Source organism: Methylobacterium amylolyticum (genome assembly GCF_030700245.1).
In the GTDB taxonomy this organism is placed as follows: Bacteria; Pseudomonadota; Alphaproteobacteria; order Rhizobiales; family Beijerinckiaceae; genus Methylobacterium.
This window is the reverse complement of sequence record NZ_JAUYZI010000133.1, coordinates 1-1,240: the sequence shown is the minus strand read 5'-3', so window position 1 is coordinate 1,240 and position 1,240 is coordinate 1. Positions and strand designations below refer to the sequence as shown.

At 71.3% G+C, this 1,240-nt stretch carries 3 protein-coding genes and 1 pseudogene; 3 read left to right on the top strand and 1 reads right to left on the bottom strand.

The features are described from left to right. The 3 genes and pseudogenes from Q8W71_RS32835 to tnpB form a co-directional block, all read left to right on the top strand. A pseudogene (locus Q8W71_RS32835) lies at positions 1 to 110 on the top strand (IS5/IS1182 family transposase); the annotation flags it as partial. A gap of 76 nt (positions 111 to 186) precedes the next feature. After that, positions 187 to 594: an IS66-like element accessory protein TnpA gene (gene tnpA / locus Q8W71_RS32830; RefSeq protein WP_305529472.1), complete on the top strand. Its 408-nt coding sequence runs from the start codon at positions 187 to 189 to the stop codon at positions 592 to 594. After that, positions 591 to 896, top strand: a complete 306-nt coding sequence (tnpB, locus tag Q8W71_RS32825) for an IS66 family insertion sequence element accessory protein TnpB (protein ID WP_305529471.1) — start codon at positions 591 to 593, stop codon at positions 894 to 896. The genes tnpA and tnpB overlap by 4 nt, the downstream gene beginning before the upstream one ends. Positions 897 to 1,063: 167 nt before the next feature. On the opposite strand, the gene Q8W71_RS32820 is transcribed toward tnpB, so the two are convergent. Next, a partial coding sequence (locus Q8W71_RS32820; protein ID WP_305529459.1) for a transposase domain-containing protein occupies positions 1,064 to 1,240 on the bottom strand: 177 nt, incomplete at its 5' end.

Below are 1,240 nucleotides of genomic sequence, written 5' to 3'. Positions count from 1 at the left end.
GCTTTGCCAAGCTCAAACAGTTCCGGCGGGTGGCCACCCGCTACGAGAAGACCGCCCGCAACTACGCTGCCGTCGTCACCCTCGCCGCCATCGTCCTGTGGCTCCGGTAACTGTCCACACCGCCTAGGGGCGACATACGGAGCTGGGGTTGGGCTCCGTCACATGTCGATGTCAGGACATATGGCTATGTCGGAGCCGGTCCGGCGCCTGGAGCTGTTCACCGGTGCGGGCCGACGGCGGGCGTGGTCGGAGGGTGAGAAGGCAGCCATCGTCGCCGAGAGCGAGGGGCCGGGCGCCTCGGTCAGCGCGGTGGCGCGTCGGCACGGGCTGAGTGCTTCGCAGCTGTTCACGTGGCGGCGTTTGGCCCGCCAAGCCGTGACGGGCGATCGCGGGGCGGCGTTGCGGTTCGTGCCGGCCGTGCTGGAGGCGGGACCGCCGGAGCCGGCGCGCGGCGCGGTGGCGACCCAGCCCCGTCGACGCGCCGATCGAGCCGGGATCGAGATCGCAATGGCCGGCGCCACGGTGCGCGTCGGTCCGGATGCGAGCGCGGCTCAGATCGCGGCAGTGATCCGGGCGCTGAAGGCGGCGCGATGATCGGGCCGACGGGCGCGATGCGCGTCATGGTGGCCACGAAGCCAGTGGACTTCCGCAAGGGCGCGGAGGGCTTGGCGGCGCTGGTGCGCGAGAGCCTGGGCGCCGACCCGTTCAGCGGGGCGGTCTACGTCTTCCGCGCCCGGCGCGCCGACCGGATCAAGCTCGTCTACTTCGACGGCACCGGGGTGTGCCTGCTGTCGAAGCGGCTGGAGGACGGCACGTTCTGCTGGCCGGCGGTCACCGACGGCGTGGTGCGGCTCACCGCGGCGCAGCTCGCGGCCCTGCTCGATCACGCATGTTGATACCCTGTGCAGTTGGGCTGATGTGGCCGCAGGTCGGCTCGATCGATGGCCCGGTCTCGCAGGTTGCGGATTGCCTGCAGGACGGCCGTAAGCGGTGTTTTCAGGCCACGGCTTTGAGGGCTGGCGTGGTGGGGTAGGCCGTAAGCGCTCGGCGGCGGGCCTTCCGGTCAGGCAGCGTGAGCGACGGGCGGGGCCGGCGTCCAGTTCCAGGGGAGCAGGTCGGCCAGCCGCTTTGCCGGATGGTCGGCGATGCGGGTGAGCACGTCGCGCAGGTACGCCTCGCTGTCGAGCCCGTTCAGCTTGGCGCTCTCGATCAGGGTGTAGAAGGCGGCAGCGCGCTCGGC